We start from the raw sequence: 21,419 nt of genomic DNA, 5'->3' as shown, positions 1-21,419 counted from the left end.
TGATGAGAACTGTCTTCCTATAGGAGCAGCAGTTTATAGTCAGATAGCAGCAGATTTTTTGAAAGTGCAATTATAAAATGGAGGAATAAAAATGAGTACATTAGATAGAGCAAGAGAGATTAAACCCTGGATGGTAGAGCTTAGAAGAAATTTTCACATGCAGCCTGAACCTTCTTTTGAAGAAGTGAAGACCTCAAAAATTATTGCTGAGAAACTCAGTAAAATGGGTATAAAAACAGTACTTACGGGAAAAACTGGAGTAATTGGACTATTGGAAGGTAAAAGGCAAGGCAGGNTATTGCTGAGAAACTCAGTAAAATGGGTATAAAAACAGTACTTACGGGAAAAACTGGAGTAATTGGACTATTGGAAGGTAAAAGGCAAGGCAGGGTCATTGGACTTAGGGCTGATATCGATGCATTGTCAGTTACAGAGGATACAGGGCTCCCATACAGTTCAAAAAATCCGGGCTATATGCATGCCTGTGGACATGATACACATATCACAGAACTCCTGGGGGCCGCAAAAATATTATCTGATTTAAAAGATGAGTTGTCGGGAAGTGTCAAGTTCATCTTTCAGCCTGCAGAGGAAGCTGGAGCTGGTGCTGCATATATGATAGAACATGGAGTTCTTGAAAATCCAAAGGTGGATATGATTGTTGGCATGCATACTTTTGGATTGATTGAAACCGGAAAAGTAGTAGTTCAAAAAGGACCTCTAATGGCTTCTATAGATGTATGGAATCTTACTATAGAGGGGAAATCATGCCATGGTTCTTCACCCTGGCAGGGAGTGGATGCAATGCCCTGTGCAGTAGCCATCATGGAAGGATTCCAGACCATTGTCAGCAGATTCAATGATGCCAGGAATCCCATAGTTATAAATGTGGGAACTGTAAAAGCAGGGGAGAGATTCAATGTTGTTCCTGGAAAAGTTCAAATGACTGGAGCAAACAGGGCATTTTCAGATTATTCCAGAAAAATGATACCTAAATGGATGAAAAGAATGATAGACAATGTATGTGATGCCTATGGCTGCAAGGCTGAATTTGAATATAAAAATGGCTGCAGCCCTACGATTAATGAGACTGATTCTACTGAGCTGGTTAAAAAGTCTGTAGTCAAAGTAATAGGAGAAGAAAATGTAATTCAAATACCGCCCGTCATGGGCTCTGAAGATTTTTCAACCTACCTTGAGAAAGTACCTGGGACTTTTATGATACTTGGTGGAGGAAACAAGGAGAAAGGGTGGATGTATTCTCAGCATTCCAATCATTTTATTGTCGATGAAAATTGTCTTGTCGTGGGGTCCTCTGTTTATGCTCAAACAGCCCTGGATTTTTTGAAGAATTGATTGAGTTATTATAAGAACTTTTTCTGGATTATCTACATAAATTAATATATGAAGTGATAATAGGAGGCTTTTTGTGCTTATTTATGTAGTTAAACCGGGGGATTCACTTTGGACAATATCAAATTATTATAATGTTTCAACTGCTCAAATGATCAGCGCTAATGGACTTCAATATCCTAACAGTCTACTTGTTGGACAGTCATTGATAATTCCTGTGGAGGATACTGTTCATGTTGTAAAAACAGGAGAATCCTTATGGCAGATTGCTCAAAACTATGGAATTTCTGTGCAGGCCATTGTAGATGCAAATAGGATAATCAATCCGCAAAATATTTATCCTGGGCTTCAATTATATATTCCTGCAACCAGATATCAGATAAAACAAGGAGAAACTTTAGAGCAGATTGCTGAAAGATACGGTATTTCATTGGAAAGGTTAATGAATACAAACAATATCCAGGATTCATCTCTTATATACCCAGGAGCTGTAATTGTTATTCCAAGGCAAAGACCTTCTATATATGTAAATGGTTATATTTATGATTTTACTGAAAATTCTTCTAATGTTGTAAGAGAAGTGGGAGATTATCTAACCTATTTGAGCCCATTTGCTTACAGAATCAGAGAGGATGGCAGCTTAGAGACCATAGATGATTCTGCACTAATAAATGCTGCCTATGCTGAAAATATAGTTCCCATGATGGCTATAACAAATTTTACAGCTACGGAACTTGGCCATAACCTGGCACATGTGGTTCTGTCCAATGAGAGCATCAGAGAAAATCTTATCACCAATATACTTGATATAATGAGAAATAAGGGGTATTTAGGAGTGAATATTGATTTTGAAAATGTGCTTCCATCAGATAGAGAAAATTACAATACATTTCTTGAACTCACAGTCGAAAGACTTCACAGGGAAAATTTTTTTGTATCCACTGCATTGGCTCCCAAGACGGGGCCAGGACAGCAGGGATTGTTGTATGAAGCCCATGATTATGAGGCTCATGGAAGGATTGTGGATTTTGTTGTACTTATGACTTATGAATGGGGCTACAGGCTTGGACCACCACAGGCTATTTCGCCTTTAAATAGAATAAAACAGGTGCTTGACTATGCAGTCACTGTTATACCGAGAGAAAAAATTTTATTTGGTTTTCAACTCTACGCCAGGGACTGGATTGTTCCTCATCTACCGGGTATGGAGGCGGAGACCTTTAGCATGCAGGAAGCTGTGGCAAGGGCAGTCAGATATCAAGTGGCTATACAATTTGATCCAGTCAGCCAGACACCTTTTTATAACTATATCGATGAACAGGGAAGGCAGCATCAGGTGTGGTTCGAAGATGCAAGAAGTGCCCAGGCAAAATTTGATACGGTTAAGGATTATAGGCTGAGAGGCATTAGTTACTGGGCTCTTGGTTTCCCATTCCCGCAAAATTGGACTTTGCTTCAAGATAATTTTGATATTATAAAACTTTTATAAAATGATTTATTCAAAATGATAAAAAAGAGAAGTACTGCAAAATTACTTTAAAAAGTGGTTTTGCAGTACTTCATCTGGTAAAATGTATGGAGAAGAAAGATTATAAGTTATAAAATAATTAGACAGGTGAATGGAAAAATGATAAAGAGTTTAATCATATTGTGCAGTATAATAAGTGTCTGTGGTGTTGTAGTGGTGATAATTGTATTTATTACATTATTTTCTGGAAAAAAATGAATAATAAGATATCTGTTATATTTCATGCATTTGCCTGGACAAGCAGGGGCTGATCAAGTCAAAAAATTTGCTCAGTCCCTTTTGCCTGTGAGAAAGTTATCATCTAAGCTAATTAATATTGCTACGATTTCTTTTAATCCTATTGTTATAGAGTCTAAAACCTGTTAGACATACTCCTATAATACAAAATAAAGCTGCAGATATATATACATATTTCATCCCGTAGATGAATACATCATCTCTTCCCTTTATATAGTCAATTACTCTGTATCCCATTTTATGACTCATTCTATTGTATAGAAGGAGGGTAGCAAGAGATGTCCCGACAACAAATCCCAAATTTCTCACAAGTGCATTTACGCTGCCTGCAATACCAAGTTTGTCCTTTGATACAGTAGACATAACGAGTACGTTGTTAGGTGACTGGAACATTCCGTTCCCTATAGTCATGATAATTATGTAAATGACTATCATAGTTAAGGGTGAAATTTCACTTATGGTGGATATTAAAAACAATCCTAGGCTGGTAATGGAAAGTCCCAATAATGTGAGCACTTCCGAACCAATTTTATCTGACATATGCCCGCTTAAAGGTGCCACTATAGAAAGTACTATAGGTGATACCATCATAAATAGTCCTGTGGCTGCCGGCGAGAGCTTCATTGTATCCTGAAAATAAAAGGGCAATATTATATTGGAGGCACCTATGGCACAAAACGAAATAAAAGCGCAGATTATGCTTATGGAAAACAGGCTGTTGTGGAAAATGTTTAATTGCAGAAGGGGCAGTTCCGTTTTACTCTCTATAATAATAAATATGATGAAAGTTATAGCAGATATTATGAATGCAGAGATCATAATTGGATTGTTATATCCTGTGCTCTGTCCCTGAACCAAGGCGCCAAATAACAGTACAGTGGATATCATAAACAAAAGAGAACCTTTTCCGTCCAGGCTTTCATCTGTTCTATGAGATTTTGGAAATATCTTAAGACCTATTATAAATACGGCTATTCCTATAGGCACGTTTATCCAGAATATATATTTCCAGCTGAAAGCCGAAACGATAAAACCTCCTATAGGTGGTCCTGCCATAGAACCTAAGGCCACAAATGTTCCCAATATGCCCAGTGCACTGCCCCGTTCATTGGGAGGAAAAACCTGGGTTATAATTCCCTGGTTGGTAGCCATGGTTGCAGAGGCGCCAACAGCCTGTATGCACCTGGCGGCTATTAAAAATACAAGCGAATTGCTCAAACCACATAGAAAAGAACCAAGGACAAACAGTATTACTCCAAAACTGAATACCCTGGTCTTACCCTTTATATCACCTAGTCTTCCAAAAATTAAAATAGTGGCTGCAATAACTATTAAAAATCCCGTCACAACCCATTCAATGCCTGCCATAGGTGTGTGCAGTTTGGAAGACATATCCGGCAAGGCCACATTTACAATGCTTCCGTCTAAAGTAGACATAAATGTGGCAGAAAGAACGGTGAACAGAATTATCCACCTTCTCTTGTATGTCACTTTGTCAGTATTATTCAAATTTTATTCATCCTTTCACAGCATTTTTCTCTATATATAGTCCCATTATTCAAAACTCGTTTTAAAAATTCTATGGAAATTGCAGTTTCCTGATCATCGGCTCCCTCTACTAAAATATGAATCCATTCCTGTATGATTTCAATGATTTTAGGTATCACGTCTTCTGCTTTATTTGTTATATATAATTTATGGGCCCTTATGTCCTCTTTATTTTCCTCCAACCTTATATAATTCAACCCTATCAGCTTTTTAACAGTTCTGGAACAAAGAGACTTGTCTATATTGAGTTCCCTGCTCAGTTCATTTTGGTTTATGCCTTTACATCTTTTTAGCACGAGCAAATAGGGATATGTACCTGTAGTCAGGTTGAATTTTTTAAGCCTTTTGTCAACATACATTTGTGTACACCTGTATATATTGTTGGTCAATTTAATCAAGACTGATACATTACTGCTGTCCATAATATCTCCTTCCTGTTTCCACAGTATACAATAGCATAATATAGTTGATTAGTCAACTATATATGCTTTCTTTGTCTTAACAAGTTGAAAGTGTTTTAGCTTGTAGTCAAATTTAAAGGAAAATGCATTATAAATGTGTTTGCATGACTAAAATAGGATGATTTGTAAATAAGTGTCTATCTTACTTTTGAAGTTAAGGTTTACATTATTTTTTTCGAAAAAATTTATAAAAAAATATTGACAGGATAATTGTAGCAGTGTATATTAAATATCAATAAATAAATATGAAATGTGATAGACATAGACAATGAATTTTAAAAATAGTTAAAAAATTTCTTATCTAGAGAGACAGAGGGACTGGCCCTATGATGTCCGGCAACCGACATTTTTCATTAGAATGTGTGGTGCCAATTCCAGCAGGTGGAGAACCTGAAAGATGAGAGAATACAAGGATTGAAACTTCCTGCATTTTCTCAGAGGGAAGTTTTTTTATTTTATAAAATTTAGTTTAGCCAAATTAGTCGACTAGATAAACGAGAGACTGATCAAATCAAAAATTTGATCAGTCTCTTTCATTTAATCTCTTGTGCTATTTAATTATTTTAGCATAATCTACAGATAGAAAAACCCCAACATAATGTGTTAACCTTTCATTAAAAATGACCAAATAATTAAGAAAGATAACATATATTATGTCAGAGCTTTTTAAACACGACATTATTATACCATAGGTATCAAATATTTAAAAGACTTTAAAAATCGAAATAATGAAAGTACATGCTTTAAATTTTAAGAGTACAAGAGATTAAGTTAAGTATAAAAATTATGTTATATAGGAGGAATATTGTTATGTCAAACAAAAAATTAGAAAAAATAGATCTTACTCAAAGCACTAGCCCAATTAGAGAAGATCGCTTAGGAACTATCAAAGCTTTTGCTGGAAAAGTGAGTGATTTAGTAAAAGGTAAGCATGTTGGCGGAGATTTAGCGTGGAGAGAAAACAAATTTCAGCAAACAGCGGGATGTCTTTTAACACAAACTATAGGAAGACTTGTAACTATAAGAGATTCGTCTCTTATTATACATGGACCTGTTGGATGCTCTCAGGGTACAAATGATTATAGAGAGATATATCAAGGTATTCCTGGTAAATATAAACTATGGAAAAAGGATTTTGAACTTCATGCATTGAGCAGCAATCTTACAGAAAGTGATATTGTCTTTGGAGGTGAAAAAAAACTTAGATTAGCTATAAAAGAATCAATTGCAAGATACAATCCTAAGGCGATTATTATTGCATGTTCCTGTGCCTCAGGAGTTATGGGTGATGACATAGATGGTATAGTTGCATCAATTCAGCCAGAAGTTGAGCCTATACTTGTTCCTGTTCATTGTGAAGGTTTTAGATCTCAGATATCCCAAAGTGCTTTTGATGGTTCTTCACATGCTATAGCAAGATATATAGTTCAAAAACCTAAAAAAAGGCAGAAAGATCTGGTGGGTGTAATAGCTCCTATGAGTGTAACACTGGGAGATAAAATTGATCTTGTTAGAATGTTCAACAAAATTGGCTTGAGGGCAAGATTTATTCCAGATTTTGCGACAGTAGACGAATTGAAGGAAATTTCAGAGGCAGCGGTAATTGCGCCTACGTGCCAGTCCTATGGAGAATATTTGCAAAGAGCTCTTTATGAAAATTATGATACACCTTATTTCACAGATCCAGCTCCACTTGGAATTGAAAATACTAAGATTTGGTTTAGAAATATAGCTAAGTATACAGGTAAAGAAAAAGAAGTAGAGCAGCTTATTAAAGAGGAACTGGATTTTGTTACACCTAAATTGGAAGAATTAAAAAAATTATTTAAAGGTAAAGAAGCAAGTATTTATGTTTCTGCAGGGCAGGCTAGAGCAGTATTTATTCCAAAATTTGCTACTGAATTGGGTATTGATGTGGCAGCTGTTAATACACTGGAATTGTCTCCTGAGATAGTGGATGAATTTGAAGAGGTATATAAAGAAATTGGTGATTTTGAGATACATGCATCTGATTATCAACCATTTGAGCAAAGTCATTTGCTTAACAGGCTAAAACCAGATCTTTATACAGGTTGTATTTTTATGGGGCTTTATAAAAGAGAGGGTAGTCATGTAAGAAATCATTCATTTCTCTCCGATTTTTCACCGCAGGCAAATCAATTTTTCTTTAGGGGAATTTTGAACTATGGTCATATTTTAAAACGTGCTTTAAATAATCCATCTCTAAATAAAACATTACACAAAAAAACTCCAAGTCCATATAAATCATGGTGGTATGAACAGGATGATATTGAGGCCTACATTAAGCAAAAAGCATATTCTAAAGAAAAATCAATTTAGAGTCTAGCTATATAAAAAATTCAACAGAGAATTAAAAAATTTTAGCCTAAAAATGATATAAATAAATGAAACTGAAATTTAGTAATTTATTTGGGCAATTATACCATTGTTTAATTAGCGGTAGGTGTACAGGGATTGTTACTTATATTAATACAGTATTTTGTATTATTATGTATAACAACTTCTTTGCAATAGCACCTACAGCAATAGAATAGTATTTAACTCTTTTAGTTTTTTATAGAACATTTATTTTTTATAAGGAGGTTTTTGCAATGAGCGAAAAAGCTTTTGAAACTATTTTACAGCCTGATTTTAATACTAATATTAAGCTCCAAATTGAAAATATTACAAAAAAATTTGTAGTAAAGGATAAGCAAGGCAAAGGTAATTCTACAGTAACTATACTGGATAATATTAACCTTGAAATTATAAAAGGGGAATTTTTTGTTATTGTTGGACCAAGTGGTTGTGGCAAGACCACTTTACTTGATATTTTAGGTGGACTTTCTCAACCAACAGAAGGTACTTTAAGTATTGATGGTGAAATTGCAAGTGGACCAGATTTGAATAGGGGAATAGTTTTTCAGCAGTATACATTGTTTCCATGGCTGACAACTGCTGAGAATGTGGGATTTGTACTAGAAAGTCAAAATGTGAAGAAAAAGGAACGTGATAGAATTGTAAATAAGCTTTTAGCACTGGTAGGACTTTCTGGTTTTGAAGATCATTATCCCCACCAGTTAAGCGGAGGCATGAGACAAAGAGCGGCTATTGCAAGAGCATTGTCCTTTGAACCTGATATACTGCTCATGGATGAACCTTTTGGAGCTTTGGATTCATTTACAAGAGAAATTCTACAAAGAGAGCTTCTTAGAATAAGAAACGAAACAGGCAAGACTATAATATTTATCACTCATAGTATTGATGAGGCAATATTTCTAGCAGATAGAGTGGCAATCATGACAGCAAAACCTGGAACTATAAAGGAAATTGTAAAAATACCGCTGTCCCGTCACTCCAGAATCGAAAATGAAAATATTAGATCTACAAAGGAGTTTGTACAAGCACGTCAAAATTTATGGATGTTAATAAAAGCAGAAGTTTCTAGAAGCCAAAAATTTCCTAAAGGAGAGAGAGGAATAAAATGCAAAAAAAATTTAATTTTTTAAGAATAAATACTAGTAACATTAAAAAAATCAAATCGAGAGTGTTAAATATTTATCAAAAAAGTATTGTTGTTATTGCTTTTTTAGCTACGTGGGAAATTTTGCCTCGATTAAATATAGTTGATCCTTTATTTATTCCATCTCCGTCCACAATAGTGTTGGCCTTCATAGAACTTATTAAGTCAAATGAATTAATAAAATTAATAGTTAGCAGTATGCGAAGAGCAGTGATTGGTTATGGTATAGCAGTTGTTTTGGCTATTCCAATGGGGTTCCTTGTAGGGTGGTTTAAAAATTTTGAAAAATATGTGAACACATTACTTCAAACTTTACGGCAAATAAATACAATGACGATTTTGCCACTTTTTATTTTGCTATTGGGAATAGGAGATATTTCAAAAATAGCTATGATTGCTTTTGGAAGTTTTTGGTCTACTTTTTTGAATACAGTTAGTGGAGTTAAAAGTGTTGATCCACTTTATATAAAATGTGCCAAATCTATAAAACTTTCTAAAAGTAGAATATTTAGAAAAGTAGTTTTACCATCAGCTATACCATTTATTTTTACTGGTTTAAGGTATAGTGCATCTGTATCACTTTTTGTATTAATAACTTCCGAAATGCTCAGTGGTACTGATGGATTAGGATATTCAATTGATAACTGGCGGTTGCTTTTTCAGACCGATAAAATGTGGGTGGGTATTGTTACGGTGGCCTTAATTGGGTTGATTATAAATAATATTTTTGTGTGGCTGGAAAAGAGATTAACAGCTTGGAAATATGTATAACTTTCAATAATATGAGTTAATTGTGATATATGGTGAAGGGAGTAATTAATTATGAAAGATATGAAAAAAAGATTTAAATTTTTAATATTATTTAAAATTGTTTCTATTTTTGTGGTAATAATATTTGGTTTAACAGCTTGTGGAACAAGTGATGCAGGAAATTCAACATCGGAGAAAAAATCATCATCGGGCAAAGTAGAAAAAGTAACTACTATAAAAATAGCTGGATATTGGGGAGCAGGAGGTGTTACAATTTATGATCCATTAACAGTTGCACAGAAACTGGGTTATTTTAAACATATTAAAATTGAGTCTACAGGTATACCAACAGGTGCCGATTTACTCGCAGCTCTTACATCTGGACGTATTCAAGCAGGAATGCTTCAATATTCTATGGCTGCAAGTGCAACAGCAAAAGGTGCTAAGTTAAAAGCGGTTGCATCTGCCCATGGTGGTAAAAGTACTTTCAATCTACGTTTTTACGTTCCAAAAGATAGTCCAATTAAAGGGCCTAAAGATTTAAAGGGTAAGTCAATTGGGGGTATTAAGGTTGGTAGTACATGGTATTATGCTCTTACAGATTGGCTAACAAAAGCTGGGCTTTCCATAAATGATGTTAAACTGGTTAATGTAGAAAAGGGGACTACACTTCAGGTATTGGAAAGAAATCAGTTAGCTGGAGCAGGAACCTTTTATGAGTTTGAACAAAACCCTATAGAGGCAACAGGTAAATATCGTGTCTTATTCAGTGCTTATGATCTTTTACCGAAAGGATTGGAACATTGTGGGCTATTTGTTACTCAAAAGTTTATAGATGATAATCCTGAAGCTGTTAAAGAACTTGTTGCTGGTTTTGAAAAAGCAAACACTTGGTTACAGAAAAATCCAGAAAAAGGGAAAGAACTTCATATTCAGATTGCAAAAGATAGAAAATTAAATCCAACTTTAATAGAAAAGTATTATCCTGTGACTGATATTAGGGCTCATTCGTTAGTTAAAAAAAGTGATGCCCAGTATTTTATAGATAAATTAGAGAAATATAAAAATATTCCAAAGGGTAAAGTTAAGGCAACAGATCTGTATACAAATAAATTTAACCCTTATGCAAGTCAAGGTGACAAATAAGTATGAAAGATAATTAAAAAACCGATTTGCATTATTAGTAAATTCATTAAAAGTATTTTTGAATTAAGTAATAAATTCTATTTTCGTATTTATCTTTTGGAGAGTTAATATTTTTAATATAAAAGGAGAGGATAAGTTTGTCAAATAGTATTCAACAATTAAAATTACAGGAAGTAGAATCTGATAAAAGGGTTTTGGAGAGTCCTAAATATACATGTGCGTTGGGTGGAGCGCTTTCGGTTATTACAAATATCCATAGAGCTATACCTATAATTAATTCAGGAATAGGTTGTGGTATGAATCAGATGATGAGATTCAGAAGAGGGGGAGGACATCAAGGAGTTGGTTACATTGGTGGCTTAAGTGTTCCCTCTACAAATCTTTCTGAAAGAGATATTGTATTTGGAGGAGAAACAAGGCTTAGAGAGGAAATTCGTTCTACAATAGATCTTATTGATGGGGATTTCTATTTTGTGGCAAATGGTTGTATTGCAGGAATGATTGGAGATGATGTGGAGGGAATTGTAAGTGAATTCTCGGATGAACCTACTCCTGTATTGTATGTTAATTCAAGCGGATTTATGGGAAACACTTATTTTGGGTATGAGGCGGTTTTTGAGGCCGCTATAAATCAATTGATTAAACCTTTGTCCAAGGAAAAAGGACTTGTGAATATACTGGGTTTTGTACCTTATCAGGACATATTCTGGAGGGGAAACTTACGTGAGATAAAAAGACTGCTCAATAAAATCGGGCTTAGAACAAATCAGGTAATAGGAGATTTCAGCGGACTTGAGGGATTGAAAAAACTTTCTGCTGCAGAGTACACCATAGTTGTATCTCCCTGGGTGGGAAGAAAAACTGCAAGACTTTTGAAAGAAAAGTTTGACATACCTTATATCAATTTTCCCAATATACCTGTAGGACCAAGGGACTCCAGCGAGTTTTTGCGTATTGTAGGTGAAAAACTTGGTATATCAAAGTCGAAAATTGAGGATGCAATTGCTGAAGAGGAAAGAGAAGCATATGAGGATTTGAATATTATAGGGGATACTTGCACAAGGTTTGTAGCAGCTTTGCCTTTTGCTATAGTTTCCGGGTCCGCAACGGCTGTAGGAATTACTAGATTTTTAACGAATGAAGTTAGTTGTACACCTAAATTGGTGATCGTAAATGACGATCCGCCAGCTGATACCCGGGAGAAAATTCTGGAAAGACTTAGAAACCTGGGCGATGAAAGCACTGTAGCCAAAACTGGAGGAATTAGCCCCAAGGTTATTTTTGAGATAGATTCTTATAAAATACATGAACATTTGAGGAATACTTATTTCAGGGTACTTTTTGCAAGTTCCCAGGAGAGATATGAAGCTGAAAGTAAAAAGCAGATACATTTAAGTGTTACATTTCCGGCGGGAAACCGCGTTGTTATAAGAGATACTTACACGGGATACGGCGGAGGAATTTCACTTATAGAAGATTTTTTAAGCAAATTTGTGAGACCGTAATATGATGATGGGAGGGATTAATATATGACAAAAGTTGCTGTAGCAAGTAATGATGGAGTTTTTATAAATGAACATTTTGGAAGGACAGATAAATTTTTTGTTTATGAAATTCATGAGAATGAAAAATATGAGTTCATAGAGACGCGGGAAATTCATCTCAATGATTCCAAAACTGGAGAGGATAAGTTAAACAAGATTATAAAATTGCTGGGTGACGTAAAATTAATATTGGCCAGCGACATTGGCTCTGGAGCAGTAAGTGTACTTCATGACAGGAATATTGTAGCTATAAGTTTGAGTGGTTCTATAGAAAAGGCGCTTAAATCCTATGCTAAAAGAGGAAGGATACTCGAATATCTTGTGGAAAAGGATACCTTTGGAAGTTCAGCAAATAGGGATGATTGTCCAATTAGGGCAGCAAAGATTCTGGCAAATGTACATCGCTTTGATGATTAAAAAATTGAATCTGACAAATACAGTAATATTAGGAGGAATATTTACATGAGACAAATAGCAATTTACGGCAAGGGCGGAATAGGTAAATCCACTACAACACAGAATTTGACAGCAGGATTGTCCGAACTTGGCAAAAAGGTTATGGTGGTAGGTTGTGATCCCAAAGCGGATTCTACCAGGCTTCTTTTAGGGGGACTTGCACAAAAAACAGTGCTGGATACTCTAAGGCAGGAAGGAGAAGATGTGGAACTAAATTATATTTTAAAGGAAGGATTTAATGGCATAAGGTGTGTTGAGTCAGGAGGACCTGAACCAGGAGTAGGTTGTGCTGGGAGGGGAATAATAACTTCCATAGACATGCTTGAAAGGTTGGGAGCATATACGGATGATCTGGATTATGTATTTTATGATGTACTTGGAGATGTTGTATGCGGAGGATTTGCCATGCCTATTCGTGAGGGAAAGGCCAAAGAAATATACATTGTGGCCAGCGGTGAAATGATGGCACTTTATGCTGCAAACAACATATCCAAAGGGATAAGGAAATATGCCAAAAAAGGTGGAGTGAGACTGGGGGGGATTATCTGCAACAGCAGAAAGGTAACCAATGAAAAAGAATTACTGGAAGCATTTGCGGAGGAGTTGGGTACTCATCTTATTTATTTTGTCCCAAGGGATAATGTGGTGCAGAAGGCAGAAATTCACAAGGAAACTGTAATACAATTTGATTCAAATGCAGATCAGGCTGAAGAGTACAGAGCACTTGCCAGAGCGATAGAAGAAAATAATGATTTTTCTATTCCAAAACCTATGTCTCAGGAAAAACTTGAGAAGATACTTTTAGAACATGGTGTTGTAGAATAAATTATTGTCTGTAAATATAGAAGAAAATGTAATTATGAGGATATTAGTAATAAGAGTCTGAGAGTATACTTAGACTTTTATTACTATATAATAAGTTGTAGAAAAAGGAGTTTTACCGTGGACAAAAGTAAATTGAAATTATTACTTGTGATAGTTTTTATGGTGGAAATTATATTGCTTTTTATTATTTTAAAATATATTCTATATAATGCCCTACCGATGAGCGAAAATATTTTTTTCGTTGTGATTATAATTGTAAGTGTAATTTTGTATAGGGTGATAATGGACTTGATATTTAATTCTTTGAACAAAGAAAGAAAAATATAAATTTATTAAAAGAATTTTTACGTTTATCAGAATGAAACAAATATGTCATTATGAAATAAAAATAATCTCATAATGATATTTTTCTTTATTTTTTAACTGGTTTAAATAATACAATTTGTCGCTATTTTCATAATGGTAGAGATATAGTACTGTATTGACAAAATTTCTGTATATATTTGTGATTTTGGCATGAATATTGCTATTTAATTAAAAGGGGTTATCCGTAATTTTAAACAATTTAAATATAGCTTAAATTGGAGGGAGTTGTAATGACAAAGAACAAATTGTAGTGAGCGTACTTGAAAAAAATGTTTTAAAGGCTGGGATTAAAAATGGAAGATAGGGAATTTTTTAATGCAATAGCTGAAGTGTGGGATGATATGTGCTGTCATCCAAAAGAAAAAGTGAATCATGTAATTGAAAGTATAGACCTTGCTGAAGGGGAAAGAATTTTAGATGTGGGAAGCGGAACCGGAGTTCTCATACCTTATCTAGAGCAGAAAATAGGGAAAAGCGGCAGTATAACTGCAATTGATATTGCAGAGAATATGATAAAGGTTTCCAAAAGAAAGAATAAGTACTCAAATTTAGATTTTCAGGTAGTTGATTTTTTTAAGCATGAAAGCAAAGAAAATTATGATTGTATAGTAGCTTATTCCTGTTATCCTCACTTAAAGGACAAGAAAAAGTTTTTTGAGAAATCTTATGATATGCTGAATTCACAAGGGAAACTTGTAATAGCACATATAGAGGGTAAGGATAAAATAAATTCGCGTCATGGTGAAATAGAGGATAGAATAAACTCCAATTTACTGGTGGATATAGATAAATTGGTTGAGTTTGCAGAAAGAAGAGGATTTTATCCATTTTATACTCAGGATGACAATGAGTTTTATATATATGTGGGAAAAAAGATTTTAGATAGGGGGGAATTTGGTGGAGACAATTATTCAAGATTACTGGGATAATAGGGCGGATACATACAGTGAAATGATAGGTGAAGAGATGAATAGTTTCAAATGTATAAGCTGCGTCCTGCATGGGATGAAGAGGTATTGATGAAGTGCGGGTTTTTAAAGGTTGATCTGGAAAATGATATTTCAGAGAAGATATATACTGAAGAGGAAAAAATGGCCTATAGAACTACGCCTATGTTCAGCATATGTGCATGGAAATTGTAAAATACAGCCGCTGTATTCTGGGCATTGAGGGAAAGAGGCGGTGAGGTGGATGCGTAAATACATATTTAAAAGATTGTTGTATTTATTTCCAGTTCTATTTGGAATTACATTTTTAACATTGGAATTATTATCAGCGGTACCTGAATTGGAGGGATGTGATTTTGGAGGAAAAGAAGCAGCCTATACTGGAGATTGAAAATCTTACAAAACAATTTCAAATGGAGGATAAAAGAAGACTGACTGCAGTGAATGATGTGAGTCTGAAGCTGTATGAAGGGGAGTGCCTGGGTCTGGTTGGAGAAAGCGGCTGCGGTAAAAGCACCCTGGCAGCGGGGGGTCCTATAATTATGCAGGCTCCTGTGGTATTCCGAGTATTTTGATTGAGAGGGGATGTACAGGTATCTGGTCAAAAGAAGAAGTGGAATTGGGAAAAGAAGATGTTAGAAATGTGCTGCGTTATCTTAAAATTCTGGAGGGAAAGATCTCTGAGAAAATCTATAAGCCTGTAGATGTAGAAAATGTAATTTATAAACGGAGAGAATGTAGATTGTGGCCAGATAGATAAATGGTGAAAGAAACAAATATTTCGGAATAGTTATGCTATGATGTCTTTTTCATGTAAGTATTTATGTTCTTGTTTATGCTGGACCAGGAATGTTTGCAGAACATTACTGTGATATTATTTCGTTTTGATTGTTGTTTTACTATTTCAGCCATATTATGCCCTATGTAGTCTATAAGAACCACAACTATGTCCGTATTTGATGGAATTTTTATTTTCCTGTCTCCTTTTTTTCTCCCCGTAACATGTACTATTTTATTAAATCCGTTTTCCCTCAATTTGTTTTTTATTTTTTCAATTCTGTCTCCGCCTACCACTAAAATCCCCATCAGACATACCTCCAATTTTTATTTTGTAATATAAAAAAGCTATTTTCCTTTTATAAGAAAAATAGCTTTTGATAGCAGGTTATAGAATTAGTATTTTTCTTATCTTTCAAAGTGACTTAAAACAGTTTAATTCACTTTGCAGGAATTGACACCGATACATCTAAAAATTGATGCCGGTTGTCGGGTTTCAAAGGGCCAGTCCCTCCACCGCTCTTGATAAGAGAACCTTATTAAGTTATATGAACTTTATTATACTACAATATGATTGATAATGCAAATAAATATTGAAAATAAGTCAGAGCCTTTTAAAATTGAATTTTTTCAAAAAGTGTTGACTCTGTAAAATTACAGAGGCAGGTTACAGGCTTTATGATGACAGGGTTCTTGAAGCTTTACAGAAGATCTTATTTTTTAAGGAGCTTGAATTACCTTTAAAGGAAGTGAAAAAAATCATGACAGAACCAAGCTTTGATAAAATAGAGGCACTAAAAAATCAGAAAAAACTGCTTGTTTTGAAACGCAATAGATTAAACTGAAGCTTTAAAGAAAAATTTAAATAGTGATGTTTTAACTAAAGCAGAACAGATTGATGAGTTTAAGAAAGATTGTCTTTATGACGGGAATCCTAAATTAAAAGAACTATATAAAAAACTTGTATCTGATTTAAGTAAAGATCCTTTTTCAAGAGAGATTCAACGAATTGTTTTTGAAATAGCAAATGAAACCAGGCAAATAAATGAAGCTTTGAAAGTGGATGAAGGAGAAAATTATTTTGGGTATATGGCAGATTTTTATTTATCAAGTCCTGAATTTATAAAAGCAACAGATAAAAGATATGGAAGCGGTGCATCAAAATTTATAGGAAAAGCTCTAAAATTTTATTCTAAAAACAAGTTGAACTAGGGTAAATTTCTATTATATATTTCATTGAAATGTACAAACTATTGTAGAGGAGATGATAATTTTATGTCCAGAAGAAATAAGATATTGGTTCCCGAAGCTAGAATTGGCATGGAGAGATTAAAAATAGAAGCGGCCAGGGAGCTTGCTGAAAATAACAAGGATCCCAATTCAGTGAATAATTTTTCAGTAGGTGGCCAGATGGTTAAAAAAATGGTTGAAAAATATGAAAAAAAATTAAGGTGATATCAAAAGCCCCGTCCGAAAAGGATGGGGTCTTTTAACTCCATTCAATTTATTTATAAATGTGAATTAAGTTAGCTGGAAAACAATTCTGGCTTTTTAGCTGTCTTCCATTGCTTTCTCAATATTTAAAATAAAATCGCTGGCTTTTATATCTAAACTTTTGCAGATTTTAAAAATAATATTTAAAGTAGGATTTCGCTTCTGGCACTCGATCATGCTTATATAAGTCCTGTCAATATTACATTTATGAGCAAGATCTTCCTGCGATAATCCACATTTTATTCTGCGGTTTTTTAAAGTTACAGCAAGTGCATTTTCTAATGTCACGTAAACCACCTCTTGAATTTAATTTTAAAAAAATGTTGCAAATTGTCAGCATACTATAGTCTACAATAGAGTATTTTTATGCTATAATTTAAAAGTGTTTTGAATTATAAACTTTAATTTGTTATTTATAAGAAAGGCGGTTTGAAATTTATGTGATGGATGATAAGGTAAACGATTTAAGAGAGAGATTACATAAATTAATTGAGGAAAGGGCGGATTATAGGGAAATATTAAAGGCAAGCCAAAAATTAGATAAATACATAAATCAAATCATAAAAAGTACAAGCAGTTAATTATATAAAAAGCAGAGATCTGCCTTTTTTGAGATATAGGCAGACATTAAATGTACTGGATTCAGCGGCAGGAAGCGGACTTATTAAAAATAATGTTAAAATAGTGAAAGGTCTCATCTCAAAAGGATGGGGCTATATTTCAAATATCAAATTTTAATTAAATCTTAATCAGTTCAATAAGTGTTTCTTTAGAAATTAATATTAGAATTTATATATAATAAAAATTAAAAAAATAGGGAGATATTTCTACATGAAGAAAAAGTATAAAATTCTAATCATAGTGTTTATATTGTTTATTATAAGTATGATATCTTTAAATGTGCTGATAAAACCCAATAATGCATTAAATAAAGGTACTGCTGGAATTGCTGTAAAAGTGACACCGGCAGATTGGAAGGTTGGAAAATTAAATAAGCTGCCACAGTTGAGCTCAAATTTTAAAAACAGTAAAGGAATGGACTTGCGTTCAAAGGATTTATCGGAAGCTGATATTGATGGAAGGGAAAAAGAACTTTTAAATTCAAGCTTTGATAGTAATACAAAATGGCCAAAAAATATTACATCAGTTTTTTCACCTGAAAAAATTATGTCATTAGGGAAAAATCCAGGACTTGGCATAAGAACTCTCCATAGTTTAGGAGTGAATGGGAAAAATGTTGGTATTGCAATAATAGATCAGCGTCTTCTTGTAAATCATGCTGAATATAAAGATAATGTCAAATCTTATGAAGAGCTCCACTGCGGACGTGAAACTTCAATGCATGGAGCTGCAGTAGCTTCAATAGCTGTTGGTAAAAAAACGGGTATCGCTCCAAAATCTGATTTATATTATATAGGACAAGATCCTGTGGATATATGCCAAAAATCAAAAGTCAATTTTAATTACATTGCTCATGCCATAAACAGAATAATAGAACTCAATAAAAAGTTACCTCAAGGTAAAAAGATAAGGGCTATTTCCATTTCAATAGGATGGAGTCCTAGAGATGTGGGGTACAGTGAAGTGATAAAAGCAGTGGACAGAGCCAGAGAAGAAAATATATTTGTAGTTTCATCATCACTTAAAGATACTTATGGATTTAAATTTAACGGGCTTGGAAGAAACCCTCTGTCTGATCCCGATACCTCTTCATCCTATACTCCGGGCTTATTCTGGCAGAAGGAGTATTATGAAGGAAAATATAACTTGAATAATACACTGCTTATTCCCATGGATTCAAGATGTACAGCAAGTCCAACAGGATATAGGGTATGTTTTCTACCGAGAAGGTGGCTGGAGTTGGTCAATTCCTTATATAGCAGGTGTTTATGCTCTTTCCTGTGAAGTCAAACCAAGTATAACTCCCGATGAATTTTGGAAGACGGCATTAAGAACTGGAACTACTGTTGAATTTAGAAGAAATAGTAAATTACATAGTTTAGGTAAGATAATTAATCCTGTAAAATTAATTCAAAGTTTAAAAAATAATTCATGAGAATTTTCTTTGTTATAGTTCTGATAATTTACAGCTTAAATATTATGACAAATGAATTCAGCAGATAAATTTGAGAAAATATATTGACAAAGAAGAAATTATTGCTAAAATAAAATTAGCACTCAAGTAATATAAGTGCTAACAAAAAAATATTCAGGTGACCATGAATCCGGGAATCACTTGACTGTATGATAATTGTGACAGAGGTGTCGTGCCCTGCCATTAGTATATTATATATAATTGAAAGGAAATGATAAAATGGCTGTAAAAGAATTTAAGGCAGAGTCGAAAAGACTGCTTAATTTAATGGTTAACTCAATATACACAAATAAAGAAATATTTTTGAGAGAACTTATATCAAATGCCAGCGATGCAATTGACAAAAGTTATTATCGATCACTTGTTGATGAAAATGTTAATTTCAACAAAGATGACTTCTATATCAGAATTGCTGCAGATAAGGATAAGAAAACACTTACAATTACAGACACGGGTATAGGCATGACAGAAAAGGAGCTTGAAGATAATCTTGGGACTATTGCAGAAAGCGGCTCTCTTGCGTTTAAGAATGAAAATGACATAAAAGATGGAGTAGATATTATAGGTCAATTTGGAGTTGGCTTTTATTCCGCATTTATGGTGTCTGACAAAGTAACTGTAAAAAGTCGTTCTGCTGATTCGGATAAGGCCTATAAGTGGGAATCAGAGGGGGCTGAGGGATATAGTATTGAGCCCTGTGAAAAGGAAACTACAGGTACCGAAATTATCTTAAAAATTAAAGAAAATACTGAAGATGAAAAATATGATGAGTTTTTGGATGAATACAAAATAAAATTGCTGGTTAAGAAATATTCTGATTTCATAAAATATCCAATCAAGATGATGGTAAAAAAGAGCAGGCCTAAAAAAGATAATGAAAAAGAATATGAGGATTATTTTGAAGATGAAACTTTAAACAGCATGGTACCTATCTGGAGAAAAAATAAAAATGAATTAAAGCCTGAGGATTATGATCAATTTTATATGGATAAGCATTTTGGATATGATAAACCTCTCAGGGTAATACATTCAAGTGTAGAAGGTGTGGTCAGCTACAAGACACTGCTCTTTATCCCGGCCAGAGCACCTTATGATTTCTATACAAAGGAATTTGAAAAGGGGCTGGAGTTATATTCAAATGGCGTTTTGATAATGGAAAAATGTGCTGATCTTCTTCCGGATTATTTTAGCTTTGTCCAGGGTCTTGTGGATTCAGCAGATCTTTCCCTTAATATTTCAAGAGAACTTCTGCAGCATGACAGGCAGCTTAAATTCATTGCAAAAAAGATAAAAGATAAAATAAAGAGCGAACTTCTTTTGATGCTTAAAAACAATCGTGAAAAATATATTGAATTTTACAATAGTTTTGGAAAACAGCTTAAGTATGGAGTTTATTCTGATTTCGGGGCCAACAAGGAAGTACTGCAGGATCTGTTGTTGTTTTATTCTTCTACAGAGAAAAAACTTGTAACTCTTGACGAATATGTTTCGCGAATGAAAGAGGATCAGAAATATATATATTATGCAGCAGGTGAGAATGTAGAAAAAATCGAAAAATTGCCTCAAACTGAATTGGTTAAAGACAAAAATTTTGAAATATTGTATTTTACCGACGATGTAGATGAATTTGCCATTAAGATGCTTATGAAATATAAGGAAAAGGAGTTTAAATCTGTTTCCAGTAAGGATCTAGGTTTTGATTCTGATGATAGAGAAAGTAAAAAGGAAACTGAGGAAAACAAAGAGCTATTTGATTTCATGAAGGAAGTATTGAAAGATAAGGTAAAAGAAGTAAGGGCTTCAAATAGACTTAAGACTCATCCTGTGTGTTTGGCAAATGAAGGGGAAGTATCCATTGAAATGGAAAAAGTACTTAAAATGATGCCAAACAATCAAAATATTAAAGCCGATAAAATTCTTGAAATCAACACAAACCATCAGATGTTCAAGGCCATCAAGAAAGCGTTTCAAGAGGATAAGGATAAATTAAAGGTATACTCCAATCTGCTGTACAATCAAGCGCTTTTAATTGAGGGACTTCCCGTGGAAGATCCAGTGCAATTTGCAAATGATGTGTGTACTTTGATTAAATAATTGATGTTCTACTTTCCTTTTGAGGAAGAAGAATACGGCAAGTAAGAGACATAGTATTTCTGTGTCTCTTTTTTGCTTTGAATATTGAAATAACAGCTAATTGTTTCACGAGTATGAGAATTAGAAAACTGTTAGAATAATCAAATTGCAACAGTGAATATAACAAATAATCTCACATTTTTAAATTAATCTAACAGAATGTTTTAATGGATAATATAAGTAAAAGCTTTATCTGTGCATTTTAAAAGAATTGCTATAAAAAATAATCAGTTGGT

Annotated in this window: 23 protein-coding genes, 1 pseudogene and 2 riboswitches; of the genes and pseudogenes, 20 read left to right on the top strand and 4 right to left on the bottom strand. The window is 33.9% G+C overall.

Annotated elements, in window-relative coordinates; translation table 11 throughout:
* Nucleotides 1-318 precede the first annotated feature (318 nt).
* Nucleotides 319-1,356 carry a M20 family metallopeptidase gene (locus tag ACFHWD_RS07005; protein ID WP_378061165.1) on the top strand — a complete coding sequence of 346 codons (1,038 nt, stop codon included), beginning with the start codon at nt 319-321 and terminating at the stop codon, nt 1,354-1,356.
* A gap of 73 nt (nt 1,357-1,429) precedes the next feature.
* Nucleotides 1,430-2,842: a LysM peptidoglycan-binding domain-containing protein gene (locus tag ACFHWD_RS07000; protein WP_150357061.1), complete on the top strand. Its 1,413-nt coding sequence runs from the start codon at nt 1,430-1,432 to the stop codon at nt 2,840-2,842.
* A 345-nt stretch (nt 2,843-3,187) separates the two neighbouring features.
* Here ACFHWD_RS07000 and ACFHWD_RS06995 read toward each other — a convergent pair whose 3' ends face one another.
* On the bottom strand, nt 3,188-4,627 hold the full coding sequence (locus tag ACFHWD_RS06995; protein ID WP_378061162.1) for an MFS transporter: 1,440 nt from the start codon (nt 4,625-4,627) through the stop codon (nt 3,188-3,190).
* Nucleotides 4,624-5,088 (bottom strand): MarR family winged helix-turn-helix transcriptional regulator, encoded by a 465-nt coding sequence (locus ACFHWD_RS06990; protein WP_150357059.1) that lies wholly within the window; start codon nt 5,086-5,088, stop codon nt 4,624-4,626. Before ACFHWD_RS06990 ends, ACFHWD_RS06995 begins: the two co-directional genes overlap by 4 nt.
* A gap of 333 nt (nt 5,089-5,421) precedes the next feature.
* Nucleotides 5,422-5,531, top strand: a riboswitch (SAM riboswitch).
* Nucleotides 5,532-5,937: 406 nt separating this feature from the next.
* Between ACFHWD_RS06990 and ACFHWD_RS06985 the strand changes: the two genes are divergently transcribed.
* From ACFHWD_RS06985 to ACFHWD_RS06930, 12 genes are all read left to right on the top strand, one after another.
* Nucleotides 5,938-7,467 (top strand): nitrogenase component 1, encoded by a 1,530-nt coding sequence (locus tag ACFHWD_RS06985; RefSeq protein WP_378061160.1) that lies wholly within the window; start codon nt 5,938-5,940, stop codon nt 7,465-7,467.
* A 272-nt stretch (nt 7,468-7,739) separates the two neighbouring features.
* Nucleotides 7,740-8,636, top strand: a complete 897-nt coding sequence (locus ACFHWD_RS06980; protein WP_378061158.1) for an ABC transporter ATP-binding protein — start codon at nt 7,740-7,742, stop codon at nt 8,634-8,636.
* Nucleotides 8,612-9,421 carry an ABC transporter permease gene (locus tag ACFHWD_RS06975; protein ID WP_378061156.1) on the top strand — a complete coding sequence of 270 codons (810 nt, stop codon included), beginning with the start codon at nt 8,612-8,614 and terminating at the stop codon, nt 9,419-9,421. The genes ACFHWD_RS06980 and ACFHWD_RS06975 overlap by 25 nt, the downstream gene beginning before the upstream one ends.
* Nucleotides 9,422-9,472: 51 nt before the next feature.
* Entirely contained in the window at nt 9,473-10,546 is a 1,074-nt protein-coding gene (locus ACFHWD_RS06970; protein WP_378061154.1) for an ABC transporter substrate-binding protein, read from the top strand.
* Nucleotides 10,547-10,683: 137 nt separating this feature from the next.
* A complete protein-coding gene (locus ACFHWD_RS06965; protein WP_378061152.1) occupies nt 10,684-12,051 on the top strand; it encodes a nitrogenase component 1 in 1,368 nt (455 codons plus the stop codon).
* A 24-nt stretch (nt 12,052-12,075) separates the two neighbouring features.
* Nucleotides 12,076-12,507, top strand: a complete 432-nt coding sequence (locus ACFHWD_RS06960; protein ID WP_378061151.1) for a NifB/NifX family molybdenum-iron cluster-binding protein — start codon at nt 12,076-12,078, stop codon at nt 12,505-12,507.
* Between the two features lie 45 nt (nt 12,508-12,552).
* Complete coding sequence (gene nifH, locus ACFHWD_RS06955) at nt 12,553-13,371, top strand: nitrogenase iron protein (protein WP_150357052.1); 819 nt, start codon at nt 12,553-12,555, stop codon at nt 13,369-13,371.
* 659 nt (nt 13,372-14,030) lie between these two features.
* Nucleotides 14,031-14,666 carry a class I SAM-dependent DNA methyltransferase gene (locus ACFHWD_RS06950; RefSeq protein WP_378061148.1) on the top strand — a complete coding sequence of 212 codons (636 nt, stop codon included), beginning with the start codon at nt 14,031-14,033 and terminating at the stop codon, nt 14,664-14,666.
* A 51-nt stretch (nt 14,667-14,717) separates the two neighbouring features.
* Nucleotides 14,718-14,879 carry a hypothetical protein gene (locus ACFHWD_RS06945; protein WP_378061147.1) on the top strand — a complete coding sequence of 54 codons (162 nt, stop codon included), beginning with the start codon at nt 14,718-14,720 and terminating at the stop codon, nt 14,877-14,879.
* Between the two features lie 49 nt (nt 14,880-14,928).
* The gene (locus ACFHWD_RS06940) at nt 14,929-15,075 is read left to right on the top strand and encodes a hypothetical protein (RefSeq protein ID WP_378061145.1); all 147 of its coding nucleotides are present in this window, start codon (nt 14,929-14,931) and stop codon (nt 15,073-15,075) included.
* Nucleotides 15,041-15,259, top strand: coding sequence for an ATP-binding cassette domain-containing protein (locus tag ACFHWD_RS06935; protein ID WP_378061143.1), 219 nt, complete (start codon nt 15,041-15,043; stop codon nt 15,257-15,259). The genes ACFHWD_RS06940 and ACFHWD_RS06935 overlap by 35 nt, the downstream gene beginning before the upstream one ends.
* A complete protein-coding gene (locus ACFHWD_RS06930) occupies nt 15,256-15,444 on the top strand; it encodes a hypothetical protein (RefSeq protein WP_378061141.1) in 189 nt (62 codons plus the stop codon). Before ACFHWD_RS06935 ends, ACFHWD_RS06930 begins: the two co-directional genes overlap by 4 nt.
* A 35-nt stretch (nt 15,445-15,479) precedes the next feature.
* On the opposite strand, the gene ACFHWD_RS06925 is transcribed toward ACFHWD_RS06930, so the two are convergent.
* Nucleotides 15,480-15,770: a DUF2325 domain-containing protein gene (locus ACFHWD_RS06925; protein ID WP_150357044.1), complete on the bottom strand. Its 291-nt coding sequence runs from the start codon at nt 15,768-15,770 to the stop codon at nt 15,480-15,482.
* Nucleotides 15,771-15,866: 96 nt separating this feature from the next.
* Nucleotides 15,867-15,993, bottom strand: a riboswitch (SAM riboswitch).
* A gap of 118 nt (nt 15,994-16,111) precedes the next feature.
* On the opposite strand from ACFHWD_RS06925, the pseudogene ACFHWD_RS06920 reads away from it, so the two are divergent.
* Both ACFHWD_RS06920 and ACFHWD_RS06915 read left to right on the top strand, forming a co-directional pair.
* Nucleotides 16,112-16,664, top strand: a pseudogene (locus tag ACFHWD_RS06920) (TipAS antibiotic-recognition domain-containing protein); the annotation flags it as partial.
* A gap of 72 nt (nt 16,665-16,736) precedes the next feature.
* Complete coding sequence (locus tag ACFHWD_RS06915; RefSeq protein ID WP_378061139.1) at nt 16,737-16,916, top strand: small, acid-soluble spore protein, alpha/beta type; 180 nt, start codon at nt 16,737-16,739, stop codon at nt 16,914-16,916.
* 96 nt (nt 16,917-17,012) lie between these two features.
* Here ACFHWD_RS06915 and ACFHWD_RS06910 read toward each other — a convergent pair whose 3' ends face one another.
* Nucleotides 17,013-17,243, bottom strand: coding sequence for a helix-turn-helix domain-containing protein (locus ACFHWD_RS06910; protein WP_150357041.1), 231 nt, complete (start codon nt 17,241-17,243; stop codon nt 17,013-17,015).
* Nucleotides 17,244-17,398: 155 nt separating this feature from the next.
* On the opposite strand from ACFHWD_RS06910, the gene ACFHWD_RS06905 reads away from it, so the two are divergent.
* The 4 genes from ACFHWD_RS06905 to htpG all read left to right on the top strand — a co-directional run bounded on the left by ACFHWD_RS06905 (nt 17,399) and on the right by htpG (nt 21,144).
* Nucleotides 17,399-17,536, top strand: coding sequence for an aspartyl-phosphate phosphatase Spo0E family protein (locus ACFHWD_RS06905; RefSeq protein WP_229981497.1), 138 nt, complete (start codon nt 17,399-17,401; stop codon nt 17,534-17,536).
* A gap of 28 nt (nt 17,537-17,564) precedes the next feature.
* The gene (locus ACFHWD_RS06900) at nt 17,565-17,693 is read left to right on the top strand and encodes a hypothetical protein (protein WP_268253835.1); all 129 of its coding nucleotides are present in this window, start codon (nt 17,565-17,567) and stop codon (nt 17,691-17,693) included.
* Between the two features lie 93 nt (nt 17,694-17,786).
* Nucleotides 17,787-18,860: a S8 family serine peptidase gene (locus tag ACFHWD_RS06895; RefSeq protein ID WP_229981498.1), complete on the top strand. Its 1,074-nt coding sequence runs from the start codon at nt 17,787-17,789 to the stop codon at nt 18,858-18,860.
* Between the two features lie 409 nt (nt 18,861-19,269).
* Nucleotides 19,270-21,144, top strand: coding sequence for a molecular chaperone HtpG (gene htpG / locus ACFHWD_RS06890; RefSeq protein ID WP_179977577.1), 1,875 nt, complete (start codon nt 19,270-19,272; stop codon nt 21,142-21,144).
* The last annotated feature ends 275 nt before the right edge of the window (nt 21,145-21,419 follow it).

The sequence above is a fragment of the Clostridium sp. MT-14 genome (assembly GCF_042436595.1).
GTDB lineage: Bacteria > Bacillota > Clostridia > Clostridiales > Clostridiaceae > Clostridium_B > Clostridium_B aromativorans.
This window is presented reverse-complemented; position numbering and strand designations above follow the sequence as displayed.